The 25517-nt window shown below is 57.2% G+C and carries 20 protein-coding genes; 7 read left to right on the top strand and 13 right to left on the bottom strand.

What is annotated here, in order from left to right; all coding sequences use genetic code 11:
• The first annotated feature begins 81 nt into the window (after positions 1-81).
• The 7 genes from xdhA (at position 82) to U2949_RS03140 (ending at position 9752) form a co-directional block, all read left to right on the top strand.
• Positions 82-1575 carry a xanthine dehydrogenase small subunit gene (gene xdhA, locus U2949_RS03170; RefSeq protein ID WP_026483475.1) on the top strand — a complete coding sequence of 498 codons (1494 nt, stop codon included), beginning with the start codon at positions 82-84 and terminating at the stop codon, positions 1573-1575.
• Positions 1575-3902, top strand: coding sequence for a xanthine dehydrogenase molybdopterin binding subunit (xdhB, locus tag U2949_RS03165; protein ID WP_026483476.1), 2328 nt, complete (start codon positions 1575-1577; stop codon positions 3900-3902). The genes xdhA and xdhB overlap by 1 nt, the downstream gene beginning before the upstream one ends.
• Complete coding sequence (gene xdhC / locus U2949_RS03160) at positions 3899-4867, top strand: xanthine dehydrogenase accessory protein XdhC (RefSeq protein ID WP_321286108.1); 969 nt, start codon at positions 3899-3901, stop codon at positions 4865-4867. The genes xdhB and xdhC overlap by 4 nt, the downstream gene beginning before the upstream one ends.
• Before the next feature lie 24 nt (positions 4868-4891).
• Positions 4892-6217 carry a guanine deaminase gene (gene guaD / locus U2949_RS03155; RefSeq protein WP_321286106.1) on the top strand — a complete coding sequence of 442 codons (1326 nt, stop codon included), beginning with the start codon at positions 4892-4894 and terminating at the stop codon, positions 6215-6217.
• Between the two features lie 191 nt (positions 6218-6408).
• Positions 6409-7710 carry a methyltransferase family protein gene (locus U2949_RS03150; protein ID WP_051316263.1) on the top strand — a complete coding sequence of 434 codons (1302 nt, stop codon included), beginning with the start codon at positions 6409-6411 and terminating at the stop codon, positions 7708-7710.
• Between the two features lie 59 nt (positions 7711-7769).
• Entirely contained in the window at positions 7770-8444 is a 675-nt protein-coding gene (locus tag U2949_RS03145) for a response regulator transcription factor (protein WP_026483479.1), read from the top strand.
• Positions 8445-8447: 3 nt separating this feature from the next.
• Entirely contained in the window at positions 8448-9752 is a 1305-nt protein-coding gene (locus U2949_RS03140; RefSeq protein WP_051316264.1) for a sensor histidine kinase, read from the top strand.
• A gap of 214 nt (positions 9753-9966) precedes the next feature.
• Here U2949_RS03140 and rpoD read toward each other — a convergent pair whose 3' ends face one another.
• From rpoD to bamB, 13 genes are all read right to left on the bottom strand, one after another.
• On the bottom strand, positions 9967-12189 hold the full coding sequence (gene rpoD, locus U2949_RS03135; protein ID WP_021446482.1) for an RNA polymerase sigma factor RpoD: 2223 nt from the start codon (positions 12187-12189) through the stop codon (positions 9967-9969).
• A gap of 259 nt (positions 12190-12448) precedes the next feature.
• A complete protein-coding gene (gene dnaG / locus U2949_RS03130) occupies positions 12449-14455 on the bottom strand; it encodes a DNA primase (RefSeq protein ID WP_026483481.1) in 2007 nt (668 codons plus the stop codon).
• Positions 14452-14664, bottom strand: coding sequence for a 30S ribosomal protein S21 (gene rpsU, locus U2949_RS03125; protein WP_003799344.1), 213 nt, complete (start codon positions 14662-14664; stop codon positions 14452-14454). Before rpsU ends, dnaG begins: the two co-directional genes overlap by 4 nt.
• A gap of 122 nt (positions 14665-14786) precedes the next feature.
• The gene (locus U2949_RS03120) at positions 14787-15332 is read right to left on the bottom strand and encodes a phosphoribosyltransferase (protein WP_021446480.1); all 546 of its coding nucleotides are present in this window, start codon (positions 15330-15332) and stop codon (positions 14787-14789) included.
• A 154-nt stretch (positions 15333-15486) separates the two neighbouring features.
• A complete protein-coding gene (locus U2949_RS03115; RefSeq protein WP_009455867.1) occupies positions 15487-16782 on the bottom strand; it encodes an adenylosuccinate synthase in 1296 nt (431 codons plus the stop codon).
• Between the two features lie 74 nt (positions 16783-16856).
• Positions 16857-18014 carry an ATP phosphoribosyltransferase regulatory subunit gene (locus U2949_RS03110; RefSeq protein ID WP_257722715.1) on the bottom strand — a complete coding sequence of 386 codons (1158 nt, stop codon included), beginning with the start codon at positions 18012-18014 and terminating at the stop codon, positions 16857-16859.
• Positions 18015-18184: 170 nt separating this feature from the next.
• A complete protein-coding gene (gene hflC, locus U2949_RS03105) occupies positions 18185-19072 on the bottom strand; it encodes a protease modulator HflC (protein ID WP_021446479.1) in 888 nt (295 codons plus the stop codon).
• A 9-nt stretch (positions 19073-19081) separates the two neighbouring features.
• Complete coding sequence (gene hflK, locus U2949_RS03100; protein ID WP_026483484.1) at positions 19082-20398, bottom strand: FtsH protease activity modulator HflK; 1317 nt, start codon at positions 20396-20398, stop codon at positions 19082-19084.
• Positions 20382-21470 carry a GTPase HflX gene (gene hflX, locus U2949_RS03095; protein ID WP_026483485.1) on the bottom strand — a complete coding sequence of 363 codons (1089 nt, stop codon included), beginning with the start codon at positions 21468-21470 and terminating at the stop codon, positions 20382-20384. The genes hflK and hflX overlap by 17 nt, the downstream gene beginning before the upstream one ends.
• A 78-nt stretch (positions 21471-21548) precedes the next feature.
• The gene (gene hfq, locus U2949_RS03090; protein ID WP_003799329.1) at positions 21549-21785 is read right to left on the bottom strand and encodes an RNA chaperone Hfq; all 237 of its coding nucleotides are present in this window, start codon (positions 21783-21785) and stop codon (positions 21549-21551) included.
• A gap of 116 nt (positions 21786-21901) precedes the next feature.
• A complete protein-coding gene (gene hisC, locus U2949_RS03085; protein ID WP_257722716.1) occupies positions 21902-22984 on the bottom strand; it encodes a histidinol-phosphate transaminase in 1083 nt (360 codons plus the stop codon).
• Positions 22984-24342: a ribosome biogenesis GTPase Der gene (gene der, locus U2949_RS03080; RefSeq protein ID WP_009455876.1), complete on the bottom strand. Its 1359-nt coding sequence runs from the start codon at positions 24340-24342 to the stop codon at positions 22984-22986. The genes hisC and der overlap by 1 nt, the downstream gene beginning before the upstream one ends.
• Positions 24339-25517, bottom strand: a complete 1179-nt coding sequence (gene bamB / locus U2949_RS03075; protein WP_321286099.1) for an outer membrane protein assembly factor BamB — start codon at positions 25515-25517, stop codon at positions 24339-24341. Before bamB ends, der begins: the two co-directional genes overlap by 4 nt.

Below are 25517 nucleotides of genomic sequence, written 5' to 3'. Positions count from 1 at the left end.
TAGTGAACATCATTCCAAGCAAATGTTCGCATCCTGAGCAAATGCTATCTTCGATCCGTAAAAAACCAGTCGAGTGAGATCATGGAGACAAGACCAATTCGTTTTATTTATCGCGGCGAAGTACAGGAAGTGGCTCAGGCCCCAACCACGCGAACCGTTTTACAGTATATCCGTGAGGATCTGCACTGCACCGGCACCAAAGAAGGCTGTGCCGAGGGTGACTGCGGCGCCTGCACGGTCATGATTGGCGAACTGGACCAGAACAATCAACTGCAATTGCGTGCCGTAAACGCCTGTATCCAGCTGCTGCCTACGCTGGACGGCAAGGTGCTCTACACCATTGAGGATCTGCGCCAGGACGATGGCACCCTGCACCCCGTACAACAGGCCATGGTGGACTGGCACGGTGCCCAGTGCGGCTTTTGTACGCCCGGCTTCATCATGTCGCTGTGGGGCCTGTACATGACGCACTCGCCCGAAGACGGGCCGGTTTCCCGGGAACAGATCGACGATGTGCTCTCGGGCAATCTGTGCCGCTGTACCGGCTACCGCCCCATTATTGATGCGGCCAAGGCCATGCACAGCTATCCGGCTGTCAGCATGGATCGCCAATCCATTGAAGACAAGCTGCGTGCCATTCGTCAGGACGGCATGCTGGCCTATGAATACCAGGGCCAAACCTTCCACGCCCCCCGCACGCTGGACCAGTTGGCCCAGTTGCGCGAGCAATATCCGCAAGCCCGCATTCTGGCTGGCAGTACCGATATTGGCCTGTGGGTGACCAAGCAATTCCGCGATTTGCCGCATCTGATCTATATCGGTCAGGTGGCCGAGCTGCGCGAACTGAAAACCACCGAGGGCGATCTGTATATCGGTGCAGGCGTGCTGTTGAACGACGCTTTTGACGCCTTGATCAAAGACCACCCCGAATTGACAGAACTGCGCCAGCGCTTTGCTTCTTTCCCTATCCGCAACGCCGGCACCCTGGGCGGCAACGTGGCCAACGGCTCGCCCATTGGCGACTCCATGCCCGCCCTGATTGCCATGCGTACCCGTGTGGTGCTGCGCAAAGGCGCAGTCGAGCGCGTGCTGCCTTTGGAAGATCTGTATCTGGCCTACCAGAAAACCGCCATGGAACCGGGCGAGTTCGTGCAAGGCCTGCTGGTCCCACGCAACAAGGGACAATGGCAATTCCGCACCTACAAACTATCCAAGCGTTTCGACCAGGACATTTCTGCCGTGTGCGCCGCCTTTGCGGTGGAACTGGATGGCAGGATCGTCAAACAGGCTCGCATCGCCTTTGGTGGTATGGCTGCCACCCCTAAACGCGCCAGCCATGCCGAGCACGTGTTGCAAGGCCAGGAATGGAACGAGGAAAACGTACAAGCTGCCATGCAGGCGTTGCAACAGGACTATCAGGCCCTGAGCGATATGCGTGCCAGCAGCGAATACCGTAATCAAAGTGCGGCCAATTTGCTGTACCGCTTCTTCCTGGAAACCCACCCTGAACACGCTTTGAGTCCCGCCCAGCTGAATGTCTTTCACCGAGCTCAAGCCAGCCTGGAGACTTTGTGATGAAAATTGACAGTATCGACCACCTGAACACCGCCACGGCTCAACGAGTCGGCGTGTCCTTTCTGCACGAGTCGGCAGACCTGCACGTTAGCGGCACGGCCACATATACCGATGATTTGCCTGAATTGCAGGGCACGGCCCATATTGCGCTGGGCCTGTCGGAAAAAGCCCATGCCCGTTTGCTGGACGTGGATCTGGAAGCCGTGCGTCAGGCGCCCGGTGTCCTTGCCGTCCTGACGGTTGCCGACATTCCCGCCGCAAATAATTGTGGCCCTATTCTGCATGACGACCCCATTCTTGCCGATGGCGTGGTGCATTACTTTGGCCAGCCCATTTTTGCGGTTATTGCGAAATCCCACGACCAGGCACGCCGTGCAGCGCGTCTGGGCAAGATCACCTATGAAGAGCTGCCTGCCATCTTGACTCCACAAGAAGCCAAGGCCGCAAACGCCGGTGTTCTGCCCCAGATGAACTTGAAACAAGGCGATGCCAAAAAAGCACTGGAATCAGCGCCGCACCGCCTGCAAGGCACCTTCCAATGCAATGGTCAGGAACAGTTTTATCTGGAAGGCCAGATTTCCTACGCCGTGCCCAAGGAATACGGCGCCGTGCATATCTGGTGTTCGACGCAACACCCTTCGGAAATGCAGCAGCTGGTTGCCCACTGTCTGGGCGTTGGCGCGCACAAGGTACACGTTGAATGCCGTCGCATGGGCGGTGGTTTCGGTGGCAAGGAATCTCAATCGGCCCTGTACGCCTGCGTGGCGAGTGTGGCTGCCGTCAAGCTGCAGCGCCCGATCAAGCTGCGCCTGGACCGCGACGACGACTTCATGATTACCGGCAAGCGTCACGGTTTCTACTATGAATACGATATTGGTTACGACGACGAAGGCCGCCTGCTGGGTGCCCGTCTGGACATGACGGCCAACTCGGGTTTTTCCGCCGACTTGTCCGGCCCGGTGGCAACCCGCGCCATCTGTCACTTTGACAATGCCTACTACCTGTCTGATGTAGACATGAGCGCCTTGTGTGGTCGCACCAATACCCAATCCAACACGGCCTTTCGAGGCTTTGGTGGCCCGCAAGGGGCCTTGGTCATGGAAGTGGCGCTGGACACGATTGCTCGCCGTCTGGGCAAAGATCCGCTGGATGTGCGCCGCATCAACTTTTACGGTAAAGAAGACCGTAATGTGACGCCTTACGACCAGATCGTGGTCGATAACGTCATTCACGAGCTGGTGGCCGAATTGGAGGAAACCAGTGAATACCGTCAGCGCCGTGAACAAATCCGTGAATTCAATGCCAGCAGCCCGGTACTGAAAAAGGGGCTGGCACTGACCCCGGTGAAATTCGGTATTTCCTTTAACGTACCCGCATTCAACCAGGCTGGTGCTCTGGTCCACGTCTACCGTGACGGCACGGTTCTGGTGAACCACGGTGGCACGGAAATGGGACAGGGTTTGAATACCAAGGTCGCCCAGGTAGTTGCTCATGAGCTGGGCCTGAACCTGGAGCACATCCGGGTCACGGCCACCGATACCACCAAAGTGGCCAATACCTCGGCCACTGCCGCGTCCACAGGTACGGACTTGAACGGTAAAGCTGCCCAGGATGCGGCCTACCAGATTCGCCAGCGTCTGACGACGGTGGCGGCCCAGTTGTTCTCGGTTGAAGAATCCAGCGTGAAATTCGAGCGAGGTCAGGTCGAGATCGGTGGCCAAACCATGCCCTTTTTCCAACTGGTTGAGCACGCCTATCAGGCCCGCGTCCAGCTGTGGTCCGACGGTTTTTACGCCACCCCCGGCCTGCACTGGGACTCCAAAGTCATGAAGGGGAATCCCTTCTACTACTTCTCCTACGGCGCTGCCGTCGCTGAAGTGCTGATCGACACGCTGACTGGGGAATCTCGCCTTCTGCGTGCCGACGTGCTGCACGATGTGGGCAAATCCATCAATCCGGCCCTGGATATTGGCCAGGTTGAAGGCGCCTTTATTCAAGGTATGGGCTGGCTGACAACAGAAGAGCTGGTTTGGAACGCTGAAGGCAAGCTCACCACGCATGCACCGTCGACCTACAAGATCCCGGCCATTAGCGACTGCCCCATGGACTTCCGCGTCAATCTGTTCGATGGCCGCAACGCCATGGATTCGATTCACCGCTCCAAAGCCGTGGGCGAACCGCCTTTGCTGCTGCCGTTCTGCGTCTTTAACGCGATCCGTGATGCGGTTGCCAGTGTAGGCAACTACCAGATTGAGCCCGTGCTGAACGCACCTGCGACTGCGGAAGCCGTCATGCGGGCTGTTGCGGCTATTCGCAAAGCGAAATGAGTAGCTGGCCATCTCTTGCCCTCGCCCGTGTGAAAGCGGGCGAGCGGCTGGTTTTGTGCTCGGTGGCGCTGGCCAAAGGCTCCACCCCGCGCACCACGGGCACCGCCATGCTGTTCAGCCAAACTGAGCAGTGGTTGACCATTGGTGGCGGGCACCTGGAATGGATAGCGGCAGAACAGGCACGTGTCATGCTCAGTCAGTCCTCCGGACCCGGCTGGAGCATGAGCCGCCTGCCGCTGGGCCCCAGTCTGGGCCAATGTTGCGGCGGGGTCGTTACCTTGCTGTACGAAACCCTGAGTGCCGAGGATCTGGGCTGGCTGGAAGAGCTGGATAGCGCCGTGCGGGCCGGTCAGGCGACCAGTCGCCGTTCGCAATTGCTGTCGGATGGCAGCAAGCAGGTTGATATCCAAAGCCCTTCAATTGTGGACGAGTCCCGACTGGAGTACGACGGCTCGCAAGGCGTCTGGATGGAAGACCTGCCGCCCCCGCCATTGAGCATTTTGCTGTTTGGGGCCGGTCATGTGGGCGAGGCACTGGTGCAGATTCTGGGCACCCTGCCATGCCGGGTTCTGTGGATTGACGAACGCCCCGAACTGTTTCCCGCTCAGGTACCCAGCAATGTCAGCCTGGAAATTACCGACATCCCCGATGCGCTGATCGAACAAGCCCCGACCAATAGCTATTTTCTGGTGATGACGCATAATCACGGCCTCGATCTGGCTCTGTGCCAGAAGATCTTGCGCCGCCCCGATACGGCCTATGTCGGCCTGATCGGTTCCATGACCAAACGCCGTCAATTCGAGCGCCGCTTGCAGCAACGCGGCATGCCCGAATCCCGTATTCAGGAACTGGTCTGCCCCATTGGCGTGCCAGAGATCAAGGGCAAGGCCCCCTCGATTATTGCCGTGGCTGTCGCCGCCGAATTGCTGGCCCACGCCTATGAAATGGGCCAGCTCAGTCGCTGATGCGACCTCGACTTCAAGGACACTATGACTACCTCTTTACACTCCGCCTGCGCCTACCGTGCCCAACTGCTGTACTTTGTAGCGGACCCCGCCACGCTGGAAGATCCTGCCGAAGCCGTGCGCTATCACAGTGACGGCCTGCTGCTGGTCAACGAACAAGGCCAGATTCAGGCCTGTGGCGACTGGGCCGAACTGGCGCGCAGCCTGCCTGCCGATACAAAGACCGTGGATTTGAGCGGGAAAATCATCATGCCAGGCATGATCGACACCCACCTGCACTTTCCGCAAACCGACATTATTGCCTCTCCCTCCAGCGGCCTGCTGCCCTGGCTGGAAACCTATACCTTCCCAACTGAAGGCCGTTTTGGCGATAGTGAACATGCCCGGGAAGTGGCTGGCGTGTTTCTGGACGAACTGCTACGCAACGGCACGACCACCGCCCTGGTCTATGGCAGTGTGCACCGCCAATCCGTGGATGCCTTCTTTGAAGAAAGCCACGAGCGCAATCTGCGCATGATTGCAGGCAAGGTGATGATGGACCGCAACTGCCCGGACTATCTGCAAGATACCGCCGAGTCAGGCGCACGCGATTCGGAAGACCTCATCAAGCGCTGGCACGGCAAGGGCCGCCAACTGTACGCTCTGACACCCCGTTTTGCGCCCACCTCCACCCCGGAGCAATTGGCCGCCTGTGGTGAACTGGCCCGCGCCTACCCCGATGTTTTTCTGCAAACCCATGTGGCAGAAAACAAGGACGAAATCAAATGGGTAAGCGAGCTGTTCCCCAAGAACCGCAGCTATCTGGACGTGTACGACAGCTTTGGTCTGCTACGCCCCCGCGCCATCTACGGCCACAGTATCTGGCTGGACGAGCAGGATCGCGCTCGCATGCACGATACCGGCAGTATCGCAGCCCACTGCCCCACCTCCAACCTGTTCCTGGCCTCTGGCTTGTTCGATTTTCAGTCCATTCGCCAAAGCAAGGTGCTGCACACCCTGGCCACCGATGTGGGCGGCGGGACGTCGTTCTCCATGCTGCGCACCATGAACGAGGCCCACAAAGTGGCCCGTCTGAACAACTACCATCTGACCGCCGCATCCATGTTCTACATGGCCACCGAAGGAGCCGCGCGGGCACTGGACATGCAAGGTCAAATCGGCACGCTGGCTCCTGGTGCCGAGGCGGACTTTATTGTGATGGATCCCAAGGCCACCCCCTTGATGGCCCGCCGCAGCACCATGCTGAATTCGCTGGAAGAGCAATTATTCATGCTGGCCCTGCTGGGTGACGATCGCTGCATTCAAGCCAGCTACAGCGCAGGCCGCTGCGTGCATCAGCGCGACCACTAAACACAACTGAAGCCGGTTCCTGGCGGGCAACTCCAATCATTAAAACCGCCGCCAGGGACTCTTTTCCATCTACCCAAAAAATATCTGCACGCATTTTTCGATTTAACGCGGATTTTACGGTGCCAACGATACATTGATCCCGTCAGTAGGGAGCCAGCCCCGGTTCCCCCTCTTCTTGGCGAGATTTGATTATGTCCGGCACATCGACACTGGTGCAACGCAACTCCCTGTTCTACCTGCTGACGCAGGTTGTGGGAGTGACCTTTTTGTTTCTCTGGCTGGCCAGCCTGACCCAAGACTGGTCCCCGCTCAATCCCTTGTTGGCATCAAGCCAGCAACCTGGCCATATGGCCCATGAAATGAAAGAGGCTCAAGGTCTGCTGACCGGCCTGATTGCCGCCGCGGGTTTGTTCCTGGCGGCCTGGAAGCTGCGCCAGCTGCGCGGACAAGAGGCCATGCCAGGCAAACGCATCCTGCTGCTGGGCACCAGCCTGTTCCTGGCCGTGCCTTTGCTGATGCTGCTTCTGCAACACTCCGCCGCCTCCCCAAGTCTGGAATCGCTGTATCACCGGATACCCGAGATCAAACCCTTACTGGAAGTGGGTGCCATCGTCGCCGTGGGCGCTGGCTTGCTACACCTGTACTTTGCCGGTTGGGCCTTGAACCAGGCCCGCCTGCGCTGGGGTGGCCTGCTGGCCGGTTTGCTCTGCGCCTTTTTGCTGGGTTTGCTGGAAGCCGATCAAGAGCGTATCAATCTGACTCAAGTGTTTGCCTCGCTGGCGCTTGTCTGGTTGCTGGGCAGCATCGCCTTCTACCCCTTGATCGTGAATCCCAAACGCTGGTCAGCTTCCCATAGCGAACGCGCCACGGTTGCAGAAGCCTGGGAACATCTGGCCAGCATTCAAGTGCAACGTCGCCGCAGCCTGGGGGTGTTTGGTGGCCTGATGGTCGTGATTCTGCCTTTCTTCGCCTCTACCTGGGCGGCCGACTCGCTGGTCTTTCAATTCACCCGCATGGCCGGTCTGGGGCTGGTCCTGATTGCCGTCCTGGGCCGCTGCTGGTGCATGTTGTACCTGGGCGGTCATAAAGGCTCCAGCCTGATCAGCCAAGGCCCCTACTCCATCAGCCGCAACCCGCTGTATCTGTTTTCCCTGTGTGCCGTCACCGGCATGGGTGCACTGTCCGGCAGCCTGCTGCTTGGCCCCATACTCGCCTTGTTTGTCTACGCCGTCTTCAATAATGTGATCGACGAAGAGCAGGTTCTGCTGCACAAAGTTTTTGGTCAGGATTATCAGGACTACTGCCAGCGCGTGCCCCGCCTGATCCCACGCCTGAGCCTTTGGAACAGCCCGAACGAACTGCAAGTTTCCCTGACAGGATTGGCCCGCACCTTGCGCGATGCCTTGCCTTACTTCCTGATCTGGCCTGTCTTTGCCCTGGCGCAGTGGTTGCAGATCAATGGCTGGGTACCCGTACTTCTGCGTCTACCCTGACCGCCCCCAAGTGCAGTAAGCTGCACAAGAACTGTCCCAACCCTGTGGAACAAGCTGCCATGCGTGTCCTGATTGTTGAAAACGATACGACCATTGCCGAAAACCTTTATACCTATCTGGAGCTGAAAGGCTTTGCTGTGGATGCCGCCTACGACGGCAATGGTGCACTGACACTGCTGCAAGAACAGGATTTTGATGCGCTGGTGCTGGATCTGGGCCTGCCCGGTCTGGATGGTTTTGGTGTACTCCAGGCCCTGCGCCAGTCCAGTCAAACACCCATCCCGACCTTGGTACTGACAGCCCGCAGCCAGCTGGAAAGCAAGCTCACGGCCTTTGACCTGGGGGCGGACGACTATCTGATCAAACCTTTTGCCCTGGCTGAAGTCGAAGCCCGGCTACGCGCTCTGATGCGTCGTGGCCCACCACAAGTGCAGCACGGCTCACTGCATTGGGGCCGTCTGGAATACAACCTGGATACGGCGCTGGTTAGCGTCAGCGGTCAGGAACTGCACCTGAGCTTCAAAGCCCGCCAGTTGCTGGAAGCCCTGTTACGCGACCCGCAAGCCATTCTGACACGCCGCTCCCTGGAAAAAACCCTGTGGCCCCAAGGCGCTCCGTCGCCAGAAGCCTTGCGCAGTCAAATCCATATCTTGCGCCGCGCCTTGTCCGAGGCTGGCGCAGGCACCATTGAAACCTTGCCCGGCATGGGCTGGCGTTTGCAACAGGAGAGCTAAGGGATGGCCAAAGCCCCGCGCCGCAGCCGCTTCATGAGCACCCTTACCCAGCGTGTATCCTGGGCCCTGACCCTGATTGCCGCCTTGCTGGTCATCATTATGGGTGGGCTGGCCTATGTCGCCTTTGCGCGCATGGAAGACGAGATGGTCAACGCCATGCTGGTCTCTTACGCTCGCAACCCCACTCTTTTACCCGACAGCGCATACGACCGCAGTGAAGCCCTGGGCGCAGAGCTGGACAGCTATTGGTTTTTGCCGGGCCAAACTCTGGACAATCTGCCCGAATTTGCCCGCGTTCCTAAACCGGGCATTTACGAATTCCATCTAGGCAGCGACACCTGGCACGTGCTGCGCCAGGACAAAGAGCAAGGCCATCTGTATCTGGTGTATCGCGCCACCCCTCACGAAGACCGGGTACGCGAGTTTGGCCTGATTCTGCTCCTGATCGGGTCAGCCACGATTTTGCTGGTGTTTTTACTCGGGCGTCGAGTAGCTCGCCACGCTGTGGCTCCCATGCTGACCCTGTCCCGCCATCTGGAAAACTGGGCACCCGGCCGCTCCGGCCTGCCCGAACATCAGGATGATGAAGCTGGCCGGCTGATCCGAGCCTTTAATCGCATGCAGGAGCAAGTTGAGGAACTACTGACGCATGAACGCGAGTTCGCCGCCAATCTGGGCCACGAGCTGCGTACAGGGCTGACCGCCATACGCAGCGATTGCGAGCTTTTACTGCTGCAGCTGCCCGAAGGCGCGCAACAACAGCGCCTGCAACGCATGATGGTCCACGCCGATGCCGTCACCGCCAGCCTGGATGCCGCAGAAAGCCTGGCTTACACCGCAGAGCGCCATGTGCGCGAAGTCGAGGTCCACGAGCTGGCTCAACAGACCTGGCAGGCCGTCGCCCTGCTAGATGCGGATAGCCAGCAAGTACGCTGGAGCAACTTGGTACCTGACACCTTGCTCTACACGCTGGACCCCTATGCCCTGTCCATGTTGCTGCGCATCCTGATGCGCAATGCCATCGACCACGCCGCGCCCTGCAAGCTGCAACTGAGCTGGATTGCCCCCTCAGTCCTGGCTTTGCAAGACGACGGCCCCGGCATTGCCAAACAAGATCAAATCCTGATCTTTGAGCGCCACTACAGCCAGGGGAAACAACTGACGACAGGACTGCGTGAAGAAGGCCACAGAGGCATAGGCCTGGCATTGGCACGCCAACTGGCGTTGGCGCAAGGCTGGAGTTTAAGTGTACAAAGCGGGCCGAATGGCAAAGGCTGTATATTCAAGCTGGATCTGGATCCGTCTTGATATCCTGAAACGGCAAGCTTATCTGCACGAACGGTGTCGCCAAGAGCTCCAAAAACTCATTGCGACAGGCAAGACCAAAGTCCAAGTAAGTTTTTATCAACTGCAGCGCCTAACCCTTGAAAAGAGATTTTAAAAGGCAGGGCAATGAGCAAAAAAAACCCGGTCTTATTCAGACCGGGTTTTTTTATCTTGCTCAAGCAGACTTGCTAAAGACTTACTGGCTTTCCAGGAAGCTCTTCAGTTTGTCGGCACGGCTAGGATGACGCAGCTTGCGCAAAGCCTTGGCTTCTATTTGACGAATACGCTCACGCGTAACGTCAAACTGCTTGCCCACCTCTTCCAGAGTCTGGTCAGTGCTCATCTCGATACCGAAACGCATGCGCAGCACTTTGGCTTCGCGTGGCGTCAAGGAATCCAGGACATCTTTCACCACATCGCGCATGGAACCGTGCAAAGCGGAATCCGATGGCGAAACGGTGTTGTTGTCCTCGATGAAATCGCCCAGGTGGGAATCGTCATCGTCACCGATAGGCGTTTCCATGGAGATAGGCTCTTTGGCGATCTTCAAGATCTTGCGAACCTTGTCTTCGGGCATGTCCATCTTCTGGGCCAGGGTTGCGGGATCGGGCTCAACGCCGGTTTCCTGCAGGATCTGACGATTGATACGATTCATCTTGTTGATCGTCTCGATCATGTGAACCGGAATACGAATCGTGCGGGCCTGGTCAGCGATCGAACGCGTAATGGCCTGACGAATCCACCACGTAGCGTACGTGGAGAATTTGTAGCCACGACGGTATTCGAACTTGTCCACCGCCTTCATCAGACCGATATTGCCTTCCTGAATCAAATCCAGGAACTGCAAGCCACGGTTGGTGTACTTCTTGGCGATGGAGATCACCAGACGCAAGTTGGCCTCGGTCATTTCGCGCTTGGCTTTACGTGCCTTGGCTTCGCCCGTGGTCATGCGTTTGTTGACTTCTTTCAGGTCCTTCAAAGGCAGCACAACGCTGGTTTGCAGGTCGATCAGCTTTTGCTGAACTTCCTGAATGGCAGGGATGTGGCGCTCCAGAATGGAGCTGTAAGGATGGCCTGCTGCCACCTCCTGCACCACCCAGTCCAGATTGGTTTCGTTGCCGGGGAAAGCCTTGATGAAGTGTGCACGTGGCATATCAGCACGATCCACACAGATGTTCAGGATTTCGCGCTCGTGCTGACGCACGATGGCAACCTGCTCACGCATGGTATCAGCCAGCTTTTCCACCATCTTGGCGGTAAAGCGAATGCCCATGAATTCGTTCAGGATGGTTTCCTGGGCTTGCACATAGCCTGCGCTCTTGTAACCTTCGGACTCGAAGGACACACGCATCTTGTCAAACCATTCGCCAATGATGTCGAATTTCTTGAGCGACTTGTTGCGCAGGTATTCAATCTGCTTGCTGCTCATGCCGCCAGCGGGACCTTCGTCCTCGTCGTCAGCGGTTACACCGGAACCGGCGTATTCTTCGCCATCATCGTCCACCAGACCGTCAACCACTTCGTCGATCTGCATGACGCCTTCGCGTACACGCTGAACGTAGGCCAGGATCTCGTTAACCGTGGTTGGGCACGCGGCGATAGCCATCACCATGTGCTTCAAGCCATCTTCGATACGCTTGGCGATTTCAATTTCGCCTTCGCGGGTCAGCAGTTCCACCGAACCCATTTCGCGCATGTACATACGCACAGGGTCAGTCGTGCGACCGAAGTCAGAGTCCACCGTGGTCAGAGCCGCTTCAGCTTCGTCCTCGACATCGTCGTCGCTGGATGCCATGGGCGCGTTATCGCTCATGAGCAAGGTGTCAGCGTCGGGAGCCTGGTCGTAAACCGAAATACCCATGTCACTGAAGGTGCCGATAATGCCATCAATGGCTTCGACATCCACCAGATCATCGGGCAGGTGATCGTTGATTTCACTGTAGGTCAGGTAACCGCGATCCTTACCCAGCTTGATCAGGGCTTTGAGACGATTGCGGCGGGCTTCCTGTTCTTCAGGGCTCAGTTGGCCACGGACACCGAATACATCTTTTTCGGCTTTGGCGCGCTTGGCACCACGCTTGGCCACCGGCTTGAGATCAGGAATGACCTCTTCTTCGCCCATTTCGTCGTCATCGACAAAGTCGATACCGTCGTTATTGGCATTCTTTGCAGGACGTCCACGGCGACCACCGGTAGCGGCTTTAGCCGCTGTTTTCTTGGCAGCCGCTTTTTTGGCTACCGTTTTTTTAGCAGCCGCCTTTTTAGCTGCCTTTTTGGCAGGCGCTGCGCCTGGCTCTCCACTTTCGTGAAGCTCATCGAGCTCTACCGAGCTTGATGCCCCTGATTTTGCTGTCGCGGCCAAGGTTTTCTTAGCAGACCGAGAGACCGTCGTCGAGGTTTTACCAGTCGTTTGAGTCATATTTTCTTCCATAGACGCCATTTACCCCTGTGGCACTAAATATGTAGCCACCGAGTCGTACAGGCAAGAGCCTGATAATGAGCGTGTTCACAGCCGGCTTGCTCCTGGGCGTGTTGCGCGAGCGAACCCTAAGTCATTTAATCCCTGGCTCATGGGCTCAAGGCATAAGGTGGTTCACAATCCGCTAACCCGCCGCATTTGCTCGCGTACCAGTTTTAACCCCCTGGCCGGCCACAAACACAACACATAACCCAATATTTTACTTCACTTGCCGAGTATAAGCAGCATTCAACAAAGCAATACGGCGTGTCAATTCTTGATAACGCTGACGCTGTTCGGGCTCTTGCAAGCCCGTGGCCACCAACGCCGACTGCTCTGCCTTGATCGCATCCAGTTCGATGCGATGCAGCGCATCACGCCATTCGCCTTGGGGATCAGGCAATTCTTCCTCGCCCAAAAGCTCCGTGGCCAGCGCTTCGAGCACAGGGGCCAGGTCGGACTCGGGGTCCACGGCCTCCAGCAACGCACCTGCGTGACGCGCCGAGCTGACATTGCTTAAGGCAATCAGCTCTTGTACTAAACGCAAGTGGGGACTTTGCGCCAAAATTTCAAGTTGTTGATCGCCCAGCCCGCCCACCAGGGTTGGATGTCCAATGAGCAAGCGCAGCAATCGCTTGGCCATCGGAGTCACGGCGCGGCTGCCACCCAGGACAGCGCGCTCTTGCCGTTGACGATTATTCTTGCCACCCTTGCCGCGACCTGATGCTGGCCGCTCCTGATATTGCTCCTGAGGCTGCCAATCGGGCTCATCCTGCCAGCCGTCCATAGGCAGGCTGTCAGCAAACGAACCATCAAAACCGTCCTCAAACGGCTCCATGCCATCTGAAGACGGTGCTGGCTGCGCCGGAACCGGTGGTCTGGCTACCAGACCATCCTGAGCAGGCGCTGTATCCACAGCAGGCCGACGAACCGGCTCTACGGTACTGAGGCGCTGCGCCAGCTCGTCCGGCGTCAGCAGCACCATGCGGGCAAATTCGTGCTGAATCTGCACCTTCAAGGTACTGTCAGCCAGCTCCAGCAGCAAAGGCAAGGCCTCGTGCACGCAGGCCGCGCGACCTTCGGCCTCGTCCATGCGATGGCGGGCCGCCAGCTCGTCCAGGAAGAAGCGCGACAAAGCTGCTGCTTCCTGGGCCTGCTCGCGAAACGCGGCAGCGCCGTGCTCACGAACAAAAGAATCGGGGTCGTGGTTATCCGCCAGGAACATGAAGCGGATGGACACATCATCACGAACCAGCGGCAAGCAGGTATTCAAGGCACGCCAGGCGGCCTTGCGCCCTGCCCCGTCACCATCAAAGCAAAACACCAGCCTGTCGCTGGCGCGCATCAATTTGGTGATGTGGTATTCGGTTGTCGCGGTGCCCAAAGTCGCTACGGCATTGTGCAAGCCATGTTGCGACAGCGCCACCACGTCCATATAACCTTCAACAATCAGGACAAAGCCTTCTTTGCGTATGCCCTGACGTCCTTCCCACAAGCCGTACAGCTCGTGTCCTTTGGAAAACAGCGTGGTTTCCGGCGAATTCAGGTACTTTGGTTCGCCTTTTTCGATCAGACGGCCACCAAAGCCAATGATATGGCCCTTGGTACTGCGGATCGGAAACATGATGCGTGAACGGAAACGGTCGTAGCGACGACCATCTTCGGACTCGATCACCAGGCCGGACTCAACCAGCTGCTTGTCTTCGTACTGCGGAAATACAGCCGATAAGCCGCGTCGCTCCGTACCTGTCCAGCCCAAACCGAAACGGGCAGCCGTCTCCCCATCCAGACCACGACGTTTTAGATAGTCGATGGCAATGGGTGACTGTTTTAGCTGACGTAGGTAATGCCCCTGTGCCGTTTCAAGAATATGATGCTGACGCGACAACTCGTCTTTACGACGCGCATCGGCAGCACGTTGGCGTGGGGTGCGATCTGCTTCGGGCACAGTCATTCCGACGGAACCAGCTAAGCTGCGTACCGCCTCGGGGAATGAAGCCCCGGTATGTTCCATCAGGAACGAGATAGCCGATCCGTGAGCGCCACAACCGAAGCAATGGTAAAACTGCTTGGTGGGACTGACTGTAAATGAAGGGGATTTTTCGTTGTGAAAAGGGCACAGGCCAAGCAAGTTGGCCCCGCCTTTACGCAACTGCACGTACCGCCCGACGACATCTACGACATCGACACGGGCGAGCAGTTCCTGAACAAAAGATTCAGGGATCAATACAAGCGTGGAGGCAGTTGCTGGCTGCGGATGCGTTTGTAGTGACGCTTCACGGCGGCAGCGTGCTTGCGCTTGCGCTCAGCCGTTGGCTTTTCGTAGAATTCGCGCGAACGCAGCTCGGTCAACAGACCGGTTTTTTCAATAGTGCGTTTGAAGCGGCGCAGAGCAACTTCAAAGGGTTCGTTTTCTTTCAGGCGAACAATGGACATGTAATCCCTGACCTTTGTAAAAAGAGTTAGCGTAACAGATAGCCCAATATGGTAGCACGATTGCTGGCATACACCAAGCAAGGCGCAATTAGGCTATCCACCAATTATCTGAATGCCAGCGATCAAGCCTGGCCGGTACCCTTACGGATCCAGGCGTCCAGCTGATGAGGGCGAATGCTATCGTAGTCCTCAAAAGGCTGATGAATCCAGGGATTTGTGGGCAACTTGGACACGTAGTAGTCTGGGTCGACCTGGGCGTGGCCTTTCCACCACAAAACGGCGGTTTTCAGCTCGGTGATCGCGGGAAACTGTGCACGCAGGTGATCACGTACACGCATAAAAGTCTTGCCCGTATCGACCATATCATCGACCAGCAGCACATTGCCATCCAGGGTGCCACGGGTAATGGTGATGTATTGCGCAATATCCAGATCACCCTGTTCGGTACCGGCGGCTTCGCGATAGCTGCTGGTGGCCAAAATACCCAGGGGTACATCATAGATGCGCGAAATAACGTCTCCCACTCTCATGCCGCCTCGGGCCAGGCAAACAATTTTGTCGAATTTCCAGCCTGATTCGTGAATGCTCAGGGCCAATTGTTCAATCAGGCGATTGTATTGTTCCCAGGAAACCCATTCATCAGTATCGCTATTTGGGGGCAGACTCATATGTATTCCAGATATAAATGCACTAGCTGCGCTTTGGTACCTGCAAAACAAGAGTCTGGTAGGCCAACGCAGCGTCCAGAACGACAAAGCGGCCCTTCAGGCCGCTCTGTACGCACCGTACAACGGTGCAAGGCATTATACCGCGATAAATCGCTTATTTGGTAAACGGATCGCGCAATACGATGGTTTCGTTGCGATCTGGCCCTGTGGAAACCATGTCGATAGGTACATCGCACAGTTCAGCAATGCGTTCCAGGTAACGACGAGCGTTGATAGGCAGCTTGTCGTAGTCGGTCACGCCCACGGTGGACTCGGTCCAGCCGGGCATTTCTTCCAGAACGGGCTCGGCTTCGGCAACCGCGTGTGCGCCGTAGGGCAGGACGTCCAGGAACTCGCCCTTGTAGCGGTAACCCACACCAATCTTGATCTGCTCAACGCCGTCAAGCACGTCCAGCTTGGTAATGCACAGACCGGAAATACCGTTAATCATGACCGAACGCTTCATGGCCGCCGCATCAAACCAGCCGCAACGACGTGGACGACCGGTTACGGAGCCGAATTCCTTGCCCACCGTAGCCAGGCGCATGCCAGTGTCATCCAGCAACTCGGTCGGGAATGGACCCGAACCCACGCGAGTGGTGTAGGACTTGGCGATACCGAGCACGTAGCTCAATTCCTGAGGACCCACACCCGAACCTGCGGAAGCGGCACCGGACAAGCAGTTGCTGCTGGTCACGAAGGGGTATGTACCGTGGTCAATATCCAACAATGCACCCTGAGCACCTTCAAACAGGAGTTTCTGCCCTGCTTTCTTGGCCTGGTACAAGTTGTTGGATACGTCAGCAACCATAGGAGCCAGCTGTTCAGCGTGCTTCATGGCCAGGTCGCGAACCTGTTCAGCGGAAACAGCTTCAGCGCCCAGGTACTGGGTCAGCACGAAGTTGTGGTAATCCAGCGCTTCGGACAGTTTTTCGTCAAAGATTTCGGGATCGTACAGGTCCTGAACACGCAGGGCACGGCGTGCCACCTTGTCTTCGTAGGCAGGGCCGATGCCGCGACCGGTCGTACCGATCTTGCCATCACCTTTACGCTTCTCACGAGCCTGGTCCACGGCGATGTGGTAGGGCAAAATCAGCGGGCAAGCAGGCGAGATCTGCAGGCGCGAACGCACGTCCAGACCGGCAGCTTCCAGTTCGGCGATTTCAGTCAACAGGGCCTCAGGCGACAGCACCACGCCATTGCCAATGTAGCAAGTGACGTGCTCGTGCATGATGCCCGACGGAATCAAGCGCAGAATGGTCTTTTTGCCATTAATCCACAATGTATGGCCAGCGTTATGCCCACCCTGGAAACGAACCACGCCATGCGCGGACTCGGCCAGCCAGTCGACGATCTTGCCTTTGCCTTCGTCACCCCACTGGGTGCCAATCACCACAAGGTTTTTGCTCATGTCTAGTATCAGAATAAAGGAGGCCGGCACGGTGCCGGACCAATAACAATCACCAACGCTACAAGCCGCCTGGCTTACAGCGCCCTAACTTGCCACTGACCGTCCGACGAGACCAGCTCGCGATCGATCACGAATTCATCCAGATTCAGCTCCTGACCGGGCAGCATCTGAATCACAATTTCACCGTTTTGACGCAGCTGCTTGACCGCTGCAGTCAGGGCCGCGTCACTACCCCAGGGAGCACGTACTGCACGAGCTGCCTGAGCCGGTGCCAAGCCAGCCGAGAGCTTGCGCAAATCCAGGCTGAAGCCGGTTGCAGGACGAGCACGACCATACATGCGGCCAATACCGTCAAAGCGTCCGCCCTTGACCAAGGCATCGTGCCAGCCTTCGGCGTACACCGAAAAGATCAGGCCCGAATGGTAGGCATAACCGCTGCCGATGTCGGCCAGGTCCACCGTAATTTCGTGGCCAGGCAAGGCATCAATGAAGCTGCGCAGGCTACCAAGAGCTTCGCGCACTTCCGGTTCGTCCGGCAGAACACTGCGGGCACGCTCCAGTACGCTGCCATCGCCATACAGCGAGGTCAAAGCCAGCAGATAGCGGGTGGTTTCAGGCAGACAGCCCGACTCACGACCCAGGGCGCGCAGGCCCGACACATCTTTGGCGTTCAGAAGCTCACACACTTCTGCCACGCGGGTTTTCAAAATAGGATCGCGCTCGATCAGGAAGCGTCCCAGATCGGGGTAGTTCAAGTCCAGGCGAGGATGATGCACCCCTGCCCGACCCACACTTTCCAGCGCCAGTTGCACCACTTCCAGATCGGACTCAATACCGGCATGGCCGAAAATTTCCGCGCCAATCTGCAGCAATTCACGATCCGACAACAAACCAGCCGGACGGGCATGCAAGACCGAACCACAGTAGCAAAGCCGAGTGACGCCTTCGCGGTTAAGCAAGTGAGCGTCGATACGTGCCACCTGGGGGGTCATGTCGGCGCGTACGCCCATGGTACGACCCGAGATTTGATCGACGACTTTGCTGGTACGCAGATTCAGATCTGTGCCAGAAACCGCTTGCAGGGATTCCAGATACTCCACCAGAGGTGGAGCTACCAGTTCGAACCCGTAAGTACGATACAAGTCTAGCAAATCGCGGCGCAGTTCTTCGATGCGGCGCGCCTCTGCAGGCAAGATATCAGCCAGGCTCTCTGGCAACAACCAATTGGACATACTCGTGCCTCGGACTACTTATAAACGAAAGTTCCAGCCAAACAAAAAGCGACTTGGGGCCTGTAAGCCGCCCAAGTCGCATGCGAAGTGGTGTTAGTAACTTACACGCTAGTATAAACGATCAGGGCCGCGGGTGGAACACCCAGCGGCCCTAAGTTCTCTAGCGGGGATCAGTTCGCAGGTGCTGCGGGTGATCCTTGCTTGCCCCAGTACTTGAAGAAATCAGAGTCAGGGCTGATGACCAGTGTGTCGGTCTGTTTGCTGAAAGCACTGCGGTAGGCTTCCAGGCTGCGGTAGAAACGATAGAACTCGGGATTCTTGCCATAACTATCGGAGTAAATGGCAGCGGCTTCACCATCACCCTGACCACGGATGGCCTGAGCTTGGGCATACGCATCAGCCAGCAACTCTTCACGCTGACGTTCGGCTTCGGCACGAATACGCTCACTTTCAGCCGCACCGGTTGCACGCAAACGGTTGGCTTCTTGTGTACGCTCGGCTTCCATACGACGGTATACCGATTCCGAAATCTCGGGAGCGAAGTCAATACGACGCAAACGCACGTCAATCACTTCCACACCCAAAGGACGGGCACGGGCCTCAACGGCCGTCAGCACTTCACGCATGATGGCGTCACGCTCGGTGGAAACCACTTCTTTCACCGTACGTACGTTCACCGAGGCGTTCAGGGCATCACGAATCTGAGCCTGCAAACGCTCTACAGCACCACGATCCGTTGCACCAAATGTCACGTAAAACAGGCGTGGATCGGAAATACGCCATTTGACGTACGAGTCGATCAACAGGTTTTTCTTTTCAGCCGTCTGAATACGCTCGGGATCCTTGGTTTCAATCGTCTGCAGACGCTTGTCCAGGAACACCACGTTTTCAAACGGTGGCGGCAACTTGAAATACAGACCGGGAGTCGTGATGGTGCCACGCACCTCACCCAGGGCAAAAACCAGAGCCGCATCGCGCTCACGCACGATGAAAACGGAAGACAGCAGCAGACCGACAATTACCGCCAGGGCCACCAGAGCAGGAAATAAACGTTGCATCAAGCTCTCCTAGCGTGCGTATGGGGAATAAGGACTGACCAAAGAGCCCAGCGAGGTATCCAGACCGGCTGGATTGGCTGGCGCAGGCGCTTTGGGCGCCGCAGCGGGAGCTGGACGGCTGACCTGTCCTTGCGAAGCGGCCGAAGCGACAGGAGCGGAAGGCTCCATATCTGTGCGGCTACCCACCTGACGCACGATCTTGTCCAAAGGCAGATAGATCATGTTGTTATCGCTACGGGTATCAACCAGTACCTTGCTGGTGCTCTCCAGGATTTCCTGAATTGTGGACAGGTACAGACGATCCCGGGTTACACCCGGAGCCTTCACGTACTCGGCCTCAACGCTGCCAAAACGGGCGGTATCACCCTTGGCATCACCGATTACACGAGCCTTGTAACCTTCAGACTCCTGCATCATGCGAGCCACTTGACCAGCAGCTTCGGGCAACACCTTGTTGGCGTAGGCCTGACCTTCGTTGATCTGACGCTCGCGGTCCTGACCGGCCTTGACGGCATCGTCAAAGGCGGCCTGAACCTGCTCGGGCGGCTGTACGTTCTGGATAGCTACGGTGCTGATCTGAATGCCGGTACGGTAGCGGTCCAGAATGGACTGGGCCAACTGCTGCACGTCCGATGCAATTTGGGTACGGCCGGAGTACAGCACGGAGTCCATGGGCTGCTTGCCCACGACTTCACGCATGGCGGTTTCAGCCGCCTGACGTACCGATTCGTCCGGATTATTGGTGTTGAACAGGTAGTCCGGTGCGCCTGTAGGCAGCAAACGGTACTGAACCACATACTGCATGTCGACGATGTTCTCGTCGGTTGTCAGCATCAACGATTCAGGCAGGACTTTATTGCGTGCACTGCCGCGGTAGCCGACTTCAAAGGTACGCAACTGGGAAATATTCACAGTCTGGTGATCCTCGATCGGAGCGGGCCAACGCCATTGCAAACCGGGATTCAAGGTTTTTGTGTACTCGCCAAAACGAGTCACCACGGCAACCTGACCTTCCTGCACGATGGTAAAGCCACTGGCCATCCACAGACCGACCGCCACCACACCGCCGATAATCAGCAGCTTGGGCGAGCCTTTGGGGATGGATGGACCATTACCGCTACCTGGAGGCATGCCGCCGGGGGGGGAGCGACGTCCCTTTTTGCCGAATAAAGATCCCAAGCGACTGTTGAAGTCACGCCATACCTCGTCGAGGTCAGGCGGGCCATCTTGCTTCTCGGGGCGGCGAGGTGGCTCGGAACCGTTTTTGCCACTGTCTCGTCCCCAACCGGGATCATTGAGATTGAATATTTTATTGTTCAGACGCATTGTTTTCCGCGAAATGACCTGATTCGACGATTGCTGTACGCAAGCCATCCAATCCGATGCGCTCTAAAGCGCTAACAAAGACTCGGGCAATAGTACCATGTTCATCCCGCTCTACCCGTGGCTCATAGCCGGCCTGGTCAATTTTGTTATAGACCAGAATGCGAGGTATTTCATGGGCCCCGATGTCCTCCAGAACCTTATGAACTTCAGCGATTTGTTCATCGCGTTGAGGGTTGGCCGCATCGACCACATGCAGCAATACGTCTGCATGAACGGTCTCTTCCAAAGTGGCCCGGAAAGCGGCAATCAAGGTCGGTGGCAATTCACGAATGAAACCCACCGTATCCGAAATTACGACCTGCCCTGCCCCTTCAATCCAGATACGACGCGTGGTGGTATCCAAGGTAGCAAATAACTGGTCAGCTGCGTAGGCATCTGCACGGGTCAAGGCGTTAAATAGCGTGGATTTTCCCGTGTTGGTGTAGCCCACCAGTGACACCGACAAGGCGCCACTACGAGAACGGGCACGACGCTGGGTGCTGCGCTGGCGTTGAACCTTGGCCAGACGCTCACGCAAGGTACGGACTTTGTCGCCAATCATCCGGCGGTCCATTTCCAGCTGCGACTCACCTGGACCACGCATGCCGATACCGCCCTTCTGGCGCTCCAAGTGCGTCCACATCCGGGTCAATCGGGAAGTCAGGTGTTGCAACTGGGCCAGCTCTACCTGCAATTTACCTTCGTGACTTTGCGCACGCAGGGCAAAAATATCCAGAATCAGGGCAACCCGGTCAACCACACGCAGCTCCAGCTTGCGCTCCAGGTTACGCTGCTGAGCAGGACTCAAGGCATGGTCAAACAGCACGACTTCGGCGCCAGTCGCCTTGGCCAGGGCGACGGCCTCTTCCAGCTTGCCCGTACCGATGTAGTAGGCAGAGTCTGGACGGGAACGACGCACAACCATCAGTTCCACAATCTGGGCGCCTGCCCCTTCAGCCAGCATGACGAATTCTTCAGCATGGGCCTTATAGTCCAGCTCGCCCATATCCACACTAATTACCAGTGCCTTCAACGCTTGCTCCAGAAACAAAGACCCGCCCGCGGGCACCGCGAGACGGGTCTTTCAGAGTACAAAGAACTGGGTGAGGATTTATTCAGCCTGCTCATCCGCAGCCAAAGTAACAGGGCGTGCAGGAACGACGGTAGAGATCGCGTGCTTATACACCATTTGAGTGACTGTATTGCGCAGCAGTACGACATACTGATCGAAGGACTCGATCTGACCTTGCAGCTTGATGCCGTTGACCAGGTAGATCGACACAGGGATATGCTCCTTGCGCAGCGCGTTCAAAAACGGGTCTTGTAGAATTTGCCCTTTATTGCTCATTGGTGAGGCTCCGGTTATGTTGTTTTTCCAGAAATGGAAGCGAATCCCACTACTTTACCGGGTTTTCCCTGAATTCGCACGTTCCAAACTGGAGATTTTTATCTAATAGGTGTATATCAGGCGCCTTGCCCTAAAATCTGCCGCAAACTGTTGCACAGTCGGGCACATTGCTCGGGCGATCCTACCGTAATACGTAAATACTGCTCAATGCGTGGCTGACGGAAGTGGCGAACCAAAATCCCCTGCTCACGCAAAGCCTGCTGAATACCAGCTGCCGAATGCTTAGGGTGCGTCGCCATCAAAAAGTTCGCTTTCGAGGGCAAAATCTCGAAACCCAGCTGTTCCAGATCGGCGCGCAACTGTTCACGTGCATCAATCACTGCTTGGCATTGACGTTCAAAATACTCCGTATCCTTCAAGGAAGCCACGGCACCCACCTGGGCGATGGTGTCCATGGGGTAGGAGTTGAAACTGTCTTTCACACGCTCCAGGGCCTGAATGATATCGGCGCTGGCCAAGGCATAACCCACACGCAAACCGGCCAGAGCACGCGACTTGGACATGGTTTGGATGATCACCAGGTTGTCGTACTTTTCCAGCAGGCTGACCGAGGACGTGCCACCGAAATCGACGTAAGCCTCGTCCACCACCACAGTGGTGTCAGGGTTGGCAGCCAGGATGGTTTCAATGTCAGCCAAGGACAAGGGAATCCCGGTAGGCGCATTGGGGTTGGCGAAAATGATGCCGGCAGGTGGCAGGCTGCGCTTGCGCACATAGTCCTGCACATTCAGCGTGAAGTCTTCGCGCAGCGGCACGATATCAGCGGGCACACCGAAGTACGAACAGTAGGTGGTGTAGAAGCTGTAGGTGATATCGGGCAGCAGGACCGGACGCACGCCACGCAGGAACAAGGCGCTGAACACATGGGCCAGCACTTCGTCCGAGCCATTGCCCAAAAAGACATTATTGGCTTTCACGCCGTGGTTGTGCGCCACGGCGTCACGCAGTTCCTGCGCGCTGTAGGAAGGGTAAAGACGCAAATCATCGGTCGCCGCCTGGCGGATCGCTTCCAGCGCTTTGGGCGACGGACCGAAAGGATGTTCGTTTGTGTTCAACTTCAAGAGGTTATCCAGCTTGACCTGCTCACCCGGTACATAGGGTGAAAGCCCCGCTACATGATCACTCCACAAACGGCTCATTACGCGTCCTTCAGATAAGGGTTCTTAGATGATTTGAATTCGATGCGCAAAGGCGTGCCTTCCAGCTTGAAGGCCTCGCGAAAACGCGTCTCCAGATAACGGCGGTAACTGTCCGAAATGGCATCCAGGGCGTTGCCGTGAATCACCACGATCGGCGGGTTCATGCCACCTTGGTGAGCATACCGCAACTTGGGACGGAAAATGCCCTTGCGTGGCGGCTGTTGCTGTTCCACCGCTTCTTGCATGACGCGAGTGAGCTTGGGCGTGGACAGCTTGGAGAAGGCAGCCGCATGCGCGGCATTGACCGACTTGAGCAAGGGATTGATCCCCTGCCCTTTCAGCGCCGACAAGGTGTGCATCTTGGCAAAGTTCAGGAAGCGCAATTTGCGATCGAACTCGCGCTTGATCCACTCGCGCTGGTACTCGTCCAGGCCATCCCACTTATTGATACCCACCACCAGTGCACGACCGGTTTCTACCACGAAGCCCGCAATGCTGGCGTCCTGGTCGGAAATTTCGGTGTGAGCGTCAATCATCAACAAGACCACGTTACATGCTTCAATCGCCTGCAAGGTCTTGATAACGGAGAACTTTTCAACCGCTTCAAATACCTTGCCGCGCTTGCGCAAACCGGCCGTGTCGATCAGGGTGTATTCCACCCCGTTGCGCTCGAACTCGATCTCAATGGCATCACGCGTCGTACCGGGCTGGTCAAACGCAATCACGCGATCCTCACCCACCAGGGTATTGATCAGTGTGGATTTACCCACGTTGGGGCGACCCACAATCGCCAGCTTGATACGGTGCTGAAACTCATCGTCATCCTGGCCATCCTCTTCAGGCTCAGGATTGGGCACTTGCTCCAGTGCCAGGTTGATCAGCTCTTCCACGCCATCGCCGTGGGAAGCGGAGATCAGGTAAGGCTGACCCAGGCCCAGTTCGTGGAATTCCACGCCACCGGCCTCGTAACGCATGCCTTCGGCCTTGTTGACGGCCAGCAGCACTTTCTGACCCAGCTTGCGCAGCAACTGTGCAATTTCCAGATCCAGTGCATTGACGCCCTCACGGGCATCGACCAGAAAGACGACCACGTCAGCTTCGGCAATCGCCTGCTGGGTCTGACGAGCCATCTCCAGCAACATGCCAGTTTTGGCCACAGGCTCGAAACCGCCCGTATCGACCACGATATAGGGGCGGCTGCCGACCCGGCCTTCGCCGTAATGACGGTCGCGGGTCAGACCAGGGAAGTTCGCCACCAGAGCCGCGCGCGAGCGCGTCAGGCGGTTGAACAAAGTGGACTTGCCGACGTTGGCCCGACCGACCAAAGCCACTACGGGCTTAAAAGAAACGCTTTTCAATTGATTCCAACCAAGACCAAATTACCATTGCCGGTCTGAACCAGGACCCCACGCGGGGTTCCGATCAAAGGCGACACAATGGCACCACCGCCGACACTGACCCGACCCAACAAGGTGCCGTCCAGTCGCGATAGAAAGTGAACATAGCCTTCCATGTCACCGGCGGCGAGCGCCTGGGGCATGACGGCCAAAGGAGCCAGACCACGGTTACGCAAAGCATTCTGCTTCCAGATGGTTTGCCCGTCTGTCATGGCAAACGCTTCAATCTGGTCGCGGCTATTTGCGGCATACAACATATGGTTGTCCGCTGCGACACCGGTACCGGCCGAAAATTCCCTATCCCACACCAGTCGTCCACCTTGGGAGACGTCAAAGCAGGCAACACGACCTTGGTAGGTTGCACCGCACAGCAGGGGATCGACGACCTGGGGAGCACCCACGACGTCATTAATGCGCTCCAGGTCCGTCGCGCCGCGGGAGACCGAAATACTGCCTTCCCACACCAGATGACCTTGAGCCGCGTCAATGGCCATCAAACGGCCGTTGGGCATTCCTGCCAGCAACAAACCATCAATAATGCGCATTTGCATGCTGGTTTTCAGCGACAAGGCGGGGCCAGGACGCTGCAGGCTCCAGCGCAGATCACCTGTGCTGGCATCAAATGCCTGCAAGCGGTAGTCGCTGGTACGCACTACAACCACACCGGCACCCACAGCAGGCGGCACATTCACAGCGCTGCTGCTACGACTGCGCCACAACTCCTTGCCCGAGTCGTCAAACGCAATGACGTTGCCGTCCACCGAAGCGACCGCAGTCACCACACCGTCCGAACCGGCACCGGCAGTCAACTTCTTGCCGGCATTGGCCGACCACTGCACGCGACCCGTATCCAGATCCACCTTGCTGACCTGACCCGAGACCGTCGCGGCGTAGACCGAGGAGCCACTGACTTGCGGTGCAAAGCCGGAGTCTGCGCCGCTACCAATCGAGGTGCTCCAGCTGATCTTGGCGGCCACACCAGGGGTGTATTCCGTCAGAGGCGTAGGCTCGAAACGAGGATCTTTGCTGGAGAACATGGAGCAACCGGCCAAAGCGGTCAGGCTCAGGGCCAGAGCGCTCAAGCGCAGGACACGCATGGCAGAGGATGGGGATTTGCGAATAGTAGGAAGAGACAT

This window comes from Alcaligenes phenolicus (assembly GCF_032063905.1).
Lineage (GTDB): Bacteria > Pseudomonadota > Gammaproteobacteria > Burkholderiales > Burkholderiaceae_B > Alcaligenes > Alcaligenes phenolicus.
This window is presented reverse-complemented; position numbering and strand designations above follow the sequence as displayed.

Coding starts and splice junctions, on each gene's coding strand:
- xdhA (WP_026483475.1), top strand. CDS start 82: ATGGAGACAAGACCAATTCGTTTTATTTATCGCGGCGAAGTACAGGAA.
- xdhB (WP_026483476.1), top strand. CDS start 1,575: ATGAAAATTGACAGTATCGACCACCTGAACACCGCCACGGCTCAACGA.
- xdhC (WP_321286108.1), top strand. CDS start 3,899: ATGAGTAGCTGGCCATCTCTTGCCCTCGCCCGTGTGAAAGCGGGCGAG.
- guaD (WP_321286106.1), top strand. CDS start 4,892: ATGACTACCTCTTTACACTCCGCCTGCGCCTACCGTGCCCAACTGCTG.
- U2949_RS03150 (WP_051316263.1), top strand. CDS start 6,409: ATGTCCGGCACATCGACACTGGTGCAACGCAACTCCCTGTTCTACCTG.
- U2949_RS03145 (WP_026483479.1), top strand. CDS start 7,770: ATGCGTGTCCTGATTGTTGAAAACGATACGACCATTGCCGAAAACCTT.
- U2949_RS03140 (WP_051316264.1), top strand. CDS start 8,448: ATGGCCAAAGCCCCGCGCCGCAGCCGCTTCATGAGCACCCTTACCCAG.
- rpoD (WP_021446482.1), bottom strand. CDS start 12,189: ATGACTCAAACGACTGGTAAAACCTCGACGACGGTCTCTCGGTCTGCT.
- rpsU (WP_003799344.1), bottom strand. CDS start 14,664: ATGTCCATTGTTCGCCTGAAAGAAAACGAACCCTTTGAAGTTGCTCTG.
- U2949_RS03120 (WP_021446480.1), bottom strand. CDS start 15,332: ATGAGTCTGCCCCCAAATAGCGATACTGATGAATGGGTTTCCTGGGAA.
- U2949_RS03115 (WP_009455867.1), bottom strand. CDS start 16,782: ATGAGCAAAAACCTTGTGGTGATTGGCACCCAGTGGGGTGACGAAGGC.
- U2949_RS03110 (WP_257722715.1), bottom strand. CDS start 18,014: ATGTCCAATTGGTTGTTGCCAGAGAGCCTGGCTGATATCTTGCCTGCA.
- hflC (WP_021446479.1), bottom strand. CDS start 19,072: ATGCAACGTTTATTTCCTGCTCTGGTGGCCCTGGCGGTAATTGTCGGT.
- hflK (WP_026483484.1), bottom strand. CDS start 20,398: ATGCGTCTGAACAATAAAATATTCAATCTCAATGATCCCGGTTGGGGA.
- hfq (WP_003799329.1), bottom strand. CDS start 21,785: ATGAGCAATAAAGGGCAAATTCTACAAGACCCGTTTTTGAACGCGCTG.
- hisC (WP_257722716.1), bottom strand. CDS start 22,984: ATGAGCCGTTTGTGGAGTGATCATGTAGCGGGGCTTTCACCCTATGTA.
- bamB (WP_321286099.1), bottom strand. CDS start 25,517: ATGTCTCTTCCTACTATTCGCAAATCCCCATCCTCTGCCATGCGTGTC.